This is a genomic window from Blastococcus sp. KM273128 (assembly GCF_021698975.1).
In the GTDB taxonomy this organism is placed as follows: domain Bacteria; phylum Actinomycetota; class Actinomycetes; order Mycobacteriales; family Geodermatophilaceae; genus Blastococcus.
In genome coordinates, this window is the sequence record NZ_SSXA01000126.1 from 1 (window position 1) to 5585 (window position 5585).

Genomic DNA, 5585 nt, shown 5'->3' on the forward strand with positions numbered 1-5585 from the left:
GCGAGACACTCGGCTGGGACACCCCCGCCGAACGACTCGCCGCTCTACTCTCAGCCGACGATCACAACGGTGGCGTTGCGACCGCTCCTTGAGACCACCTCCCCTGATCATCGGGTGTCCTCCCTCGGCGTGGGCGGTGAGGGAGGACGCGCCCCGGTGAGGGAGGACGCTGGGGCGATCACATGGACCCGGCCGGAGGGGGGTGTGCCAGGGTTCTCGCCGTGACCGCCGTCCTCAGCATCCAGTCGCACGTCACCTACGGCCACGTCGGCAACAGCTCCGCCGTCTTCCCGCTGCAGCGCCTCGGCGTCGAGGTGTGGCCGGTGCACACCGTCCAGTTCTCCAACCACACCGGCTACGGCGAGTGGACCGGCCGGGTGTACGACGGCCAGTCGATCGAGGAGCTCGTGGAGGGCGTCGCCGACCGCGGTGTGCTGGCCGGTTGCGACGCGGTGCTGTCGGGCTACCTCGGCTCGGCCGACATCGGGCACGCCGTCGTCGGCACGGTGGCCCGCGTGCGCGCGGCCAACCCGGCGGCGGTCTACTGCTGCGACCCGGTGATCGGCGACGTCGGCCGCGGGGTGTTCGTGCGCCCGGGCATCGAGGAGTTCATGCGCGAGGTCGCCGTCCCGGCCGCCGACCTGGTGACGCCGAACCACTACGAGCTCGACCTGCTCTCGGGCAGCACGACCCGCTCGCCGGCCTCGGTGAAGGACGCCGTCGCCGCGGTGCAGGCGCTGGGCCCGCGGGTCGTGCTCACCACGTCGCTGGTCGCGGAGGACACCCCCGAGGACGCCGTCGACCTGCTCGCCTCCGAGGGTGGCCGGCACTGGCGGGTGCGCACCCCGCGGCTGGGTGTCTCGGTGAACGGGGCCGGTGACGCGATCGCCGCGCTGTTCCTCGCGCACTGGCTGGAGACCCGCTCGGCGGCCGATGCCCTCGGGCGCGCCGCGGCGTCGGTCTTCGGCCTCCTGCAGCGCACCGAGGACGCCGGCTCCCGTGAGATCCTGCTCGTCGCCGCGCAGGACGAATTCGTCTCCCCGACCCGGACCTTCCCGGTCGAGGAGGTCTGACCGCCCGGGGCAATGCCCCGCTGCCGGGCATCCGGCGACCCCGGGTGTCCGGCCAGGGGGTCATCGCCCGCCGGACCGCGGGCGGTTCAGCGCTCCAGCGCCGCCGCGATCCGGGTGATCGTCGCCTCCTCCACCGGCAGGTGCGGCAGCACCGACGGCACCTCCTCGGGCTCCAGCCCGGTGTCGCCGAACGCGGCCAGCAGCAGGTCGGCCTCCTCCGGCGGCACCGGCACCGTGCAGCCGGAGCCCTCCAGGGCGGCGCGGGCGAGGAAGAGCGCGCCGGCCAGCGTCTCGTCGGGCACCGGCGCCGGCTCGGGGACGACGGCGGAGCGGGTGGCCGCCTCCGCGGCACGCACCAGCGAGAGCGGCAGCCCCTCGGCCTCCACCTCGATCAGCGGCACATCGCGCAGCGCGGCCAGCACCAGGTGCTCGGCGTCGATGCGCAGCGGGGCCGCCCAGTCACCGGCCCGCACCACGCCCGCCACGTCGTCGGGGTCCTCGCCGAGGTCGTCGGCGAGCTCGACCCACGCGGCCCGGCGGTTCTCCCGGGCGCGCTCCCCGGCCAGCCGGCAGGTCTCGCCGACGAACGGCACCAGGACCTCGTCGTCGAACCGCTCGGCGACCAGCCGGCCGTCGGCGCCGATCATGTCGAGCGCGTCCTGGAAGCTGCCCGGCGCGGCGTCGCCGAGGTCCACGCGGCCGTCCTCCTCGCTGGCCAGCCGCTGCCCGGTGGCCGCCCGCTCCCCCACGGTCAGCCCGCTCGGCACCACCCGCCCGGCGCGCCGCCGGTGGTGCGGGCGGTCCGAGAGCCCCACGGCCCACGCGCAGGTCTCCGCGATCAGGGCGGCACCGCGCTCGCGGAGCACCTCACGGGTCAGCAGCCCCATCCAGTCGACGTCGAACACGCCCCCACTGTCCCAGCGCGACGCCCGCCGGGTCAGGTCGCCGGCTCGGTGAGCGGCAGCAGCACCCGGAACCGGGTGTCCCCGGGCGACGACGTCACCCGCAGGTCTCCCCCGTGCCGCTTGACGACGACGCGCCACGACACGTCCAGGCCCAGGCCCGTGCCCTGGCCGACCGGCTTGGTCGTGAAGAACGGCTCGAACACCCGCGAGCGCAGCTCGGCCGGGATGCCGGGGCCGGTGTCGGCGATCTCGACCAGCGCGCGGTCGCCCTCGCGCGCCGTCCGCACGGTCAGGGTGCCCTCGCCGGCCATCGCGTCGAGGGCGTTGACGATGAGGTTGGTCCACACCTGGTTGAGCTCCCCGGCGTAGGCCGGCACCTCGGGCAGGCCGCGGTCGTACTCCTTGACCACGGTGACGCCCGGCGGGAACTTGCCGCCGAGCATCACCAGCGTGGCGTCCAGCCCGGCGTGCAGGTCGGTCGGCCGGTGCGGCGTCCGGTCCATCTGCGAGTACTGCTTGGCGGCGTCGACGAGGCCGGAGATGCGGCTGGTGCTGTCCGCGATCTCCACGAGCAGCGTCTCGGTCTCCACCGTGTAGGCGAGCCAGCGCAGGGCCGGCTCCAGGAAGGACGGCGCGACCGCCCCGGTCACCCGCTCGAGGTCCTCCGGCTCCAGCCCGGCCGCGCCGAAGACGGCGGCCAGCTCCCACGGCTGGGTCACGTCGCGCTCCTCGAGCCACTCGCCGAGGCGGTCCTCGAGGTCGGCGCGCGCCAGCGTCGAGAGCTCCCGGGCGCCGCCGACCCGCGCCACGAACTCCTCCTGCAGCCCGGTCAGCGCGCGCAGCACCGACCCGTCGATCGTGCCCTCGGAGAGCAGCGCCAGCTTGTGCCGCATCCCGGCGAACCGGTCGCGCAGCGCGTCGCTCGCCCGGGCGGCGGCCGCCGCCGGGTTGTTCAGCTCGTGGGTGAGCCCGGCGGTCAGCTTTCCCAGCGCCAGCAGCCTTTCGCGCTGCCCGACGAGCTCGGCGGAGTTGCGCTGGCCCACGAACATGCCCTCGAGCAGATGCACCGCCATCGGGTACCAGCGGCGGAACACCTCGGCGAACGGGCCGGCCGGCAGCGCCAGGAACCGCGCGTCGGTGACCGCCCGGACGGTCGCGGGGTACCGCTGCTCCAGCCGGTCGCCGAAGTAGAACTGGACCGCACCGGAGTAGACCCCGCGGTGCGACGTCCGGACCGTCTCCACCTCGCTGCCGCCGACCAGGCGCACCATCGTCATCGTCCCCTCGAGCAGGACGAAGAAGCACTCCGCGGGCTCCCCCTCGACCGAGACCTCGGTGCCGGCCGGGCAGTCCACGACGTCGCCGTTCGCCGCCACCCAGGCCAGCTGCTCGTCGTCGAGGTCCTCGAAGAGGAACAGCTCCCGCAGCTCCGCGGGCGCCAGCCGGCGCCCCGTCGCGGTCACCGCTCCCCCCCGTAGCGGTGCACGAGGGTGACCGCCATCGCGCCCTCGCCCACCGCGGAGGCCACCCGCTTCACCGACTCGGCCCGCACGTCACCGGCGACGAACACCCCCGGCAGGCTGGACTCCAGCAACCAGGGGTCGCGGTCCAGGGCCCACCCGCGCGGGCGGCGGCCGTCGTCGAGCAGCCCCGGCCCGGTGGGGATGAAGCCCCGCTCGTCGCGCATCACGACGCCGTCCAGCCAGTGCGTGCGGGGCTCCCCGCCGATGAAGACGAACAGGTGGCCGGCGTCGTGGGTGGTCCGCTCCCCGGTCCGCGCGTCCTGCAGCGTCACCTGCTCGAGGTGGCCGTCGCCGTGCGCCTCGGCGACCGTCGTGCAGGTGTGCACGTGCACGTTGCCGATCGCCGCCAGCTGCTCGACGAGGTAGTGCGACATCGACGCCTCCAGCGCCGGCCCCCGGACCAGCAGGTGCACCGAGCTCGCGTAGCGGGCGAAGAAGACCGCCGCCTGCCCCGCCGAGTTCGCGCCCCCGACGATGAACACGTCCGTCCCGGCGCAGGCCGCCGCCTCGGTCATGGCCGAGCCGTAGTAGACGCCCCGGCCGGTGAGGTCGTCGGCACCGGGCACGCCCAGGCTGCGGTAGGAGACGCCGGTGGCCAGGACGACGGCGTGCGCGGCGACGGAGCTGCCGTCGTCGAACCGCACGACGCGCTTGGGCCCGTGCGCCTCCAGCGCGACGCAGTCGCGGGTCAGCAGCAGCTCCGCGCCGAACTTGCGCGCCTGCCGCCGGGCCCGGTCGGCCAGCTGGCTGCCCGAGACGCCGTTCGGGAAGCCGAGGTAGTTCTCGATCCGGCTGCTCTGCCCGGCCTGGCCCCCGGTCGCCTCACGCTCGACGAGCACGGTCCGCAACCCCTCCGAGGCCCCGTAGACGGCGGCGCCGAGCCCGGCCGGCCCACCGCCGACGACGACGAGGTCGTAGAAGTCCGTCTCGGGGGCCGTGCTCAGCCCGACGACGGCGGCGAGCTCGCTCTCGGTCGGGGCCTTCAGCACGACGCCCTCCGGCGTCACGATGACCGGGACGTCGTCCGGGCCGGCGCCCGCGGCCTCCAGCAGGCGCTGCCCCTCGGGCTCCTCGGCGCTGTACCAGCGGTAGGGCACGGCGTTGCGGGCGAGCAGGTCCCGCGCGCGGAACGACGGCGCCGACCACCGGTGGCCCACCAGCCGGACGTCGTCGGCGACCACGTCCGGGCCGGCCCGCCAGGCCTGGAGCATCTGGTCGACGACCGGGTAGAGCTTCTCCTCGGGCGGGTCCCAGGGCTTGAGCAGGTACGCGTCGACGTCGACGAGGTTGATCGCCTGGATGGCGGCGTCGGTGTCGGCGTACGCGGTCAGGAGCGCCCGGCGGGCCCGCGGGAACAGGTCCATGGCCTGCTCGAGGAACTCGATGCCGTTCATCCCCGGCATCCGGTAGTCGGCCAGGAGCACCGCGACGGCGTCCCCGCGCAGCTTGAGCTCGCGCAGCGCCTCCACCGCCTCCTGCCCCGACGCGGCGCGCATCACCCGGAACTGCTCGCCGTACTGCCGCCGCAGGTCGCGGGCGACGGCCCGGGACACCCCGGGGTCGTCGTCGACGCTGAGGAGGACCGGCTTGCCCATCTCGACTCCCGTCGGCGACCGCCCGCGACCGCGCCGGGCCCGCACACGCTCGGGACCGGTCCGTCGTCCTGCTCCCGCGCTGCCGGTCAGGACGCTAGCCCGCCCGGACCCGGCGGCACAGCCCCGTCGCGCCCCTTGGCGGCCCGGGGCGGCGTCCCTAGCGTTGCCGGCGTCCCCGGATCAGCCCGTCCGTCGCGGAGGCCGGCCATGACAGCACCTGCCATCGACCCCGAGGCGCCGCCCAGCGGCACCGGCTGCCTCGAGTGCGAGGCCGACGGGGGCTGGTGGTTCCACCTCCGCCGCTGCGCCCGGTGCGGCCACATCGGGTGCTGCGACTCCTCGCCGAGCCGGCACGCCCGCGCGCACGCGGCCGCCACCGGCCACCCCGTCATCTGCAGCTTCGAGCCGGGCGAGGAGTGGTTCTGGGACTTCGGCGAGGAGCGGCAGGTGGCCGGCGCCCGGCTCGAAGCTGCAGATGACGGGGTGGCC

The 5585-nt window shown here is 75.2% G+C and carries 5 protein-coding genes; 2 read left to right on the forward strand and 3 right to left on the reverse strand.

All coding sequences use genetic code 11. The annotated features are described in order from the left end of the window. Positions 1-221 precede the first annotated feature (221 nt). A complete protein-coding gene (gene pdxY / locus E9529_RS20845) occupies positions 222-1073 on the forward strand; it encodes a pyridoxal kinase PdxY (RefSeq protein ID WP_236833180.1) in 852 nt (283 codons plus the stop codon). 86 nt (positions 1074-1159) lie between these two features. Here pdxY and E9529_RS20850 read toward each other — a convergent pair whose 3' ends face one another. The 3 genes from E9529_RS20850 to E9529_RS20860 are packed head-to-tail and all read right to left on the reverse strand — an operon-like array spanning position 1160 to position 5096. After that, positions 1160-1978, reverse strand: a complete 819-nt coding sequence (locus E9529_RS20850; protein ID WP_236833181.1) for a hypothetical protein — start codon at positions 1976-1978, stop codon at positions 1160-1162. 32 nt (positions 1979-2010) lie between these two features. Beyond that, entirely contained in the window at positions 2011-3441 is a 1431-nt protein-coding gene (locus E9529_RS20855; RefSeq protein ID WP_236833182.1) for an ATP-binding protein, read from the reverse strand. After that, positions 3438-5096 (reverse strand): FAD-dependent oxidoreductase, encoded by a 1659-nt coding sequence (locus E9529_RS20860; protein ID WP_236833183.1) that lies wholly within the window; start codon positions 5094-5096, stop codon positions 3438-3440. The genes E9529_RS20855 and E9529_RS20860 overlap by 4 nt, the downstream gene beginning before the upstream one ends. Positions 5097-5303: 207 nt before the next feature. Here E9529_RS20860 and E9529_RS20865 point away from each other — a divergent pair. Next, the coding region (locus tag E9529_RS20865; RefSeq protein WP_236833184.1) for a UBP-type zinc finger domain-containing protein at positions 5304-5585 on the forward strand (282 nt) is incomplete at its 3' end.

Bases quoted from the DNA above. Each gene is read 5' to 3' on its own strand.
- E9529_RS20860 (WP_236833183.1), bottom strand. From the start codon at position 5,096: ATGGGCAAGCCGGTCCTCCTCAGCGTCGACGACGACCCCGGGGTGTCC.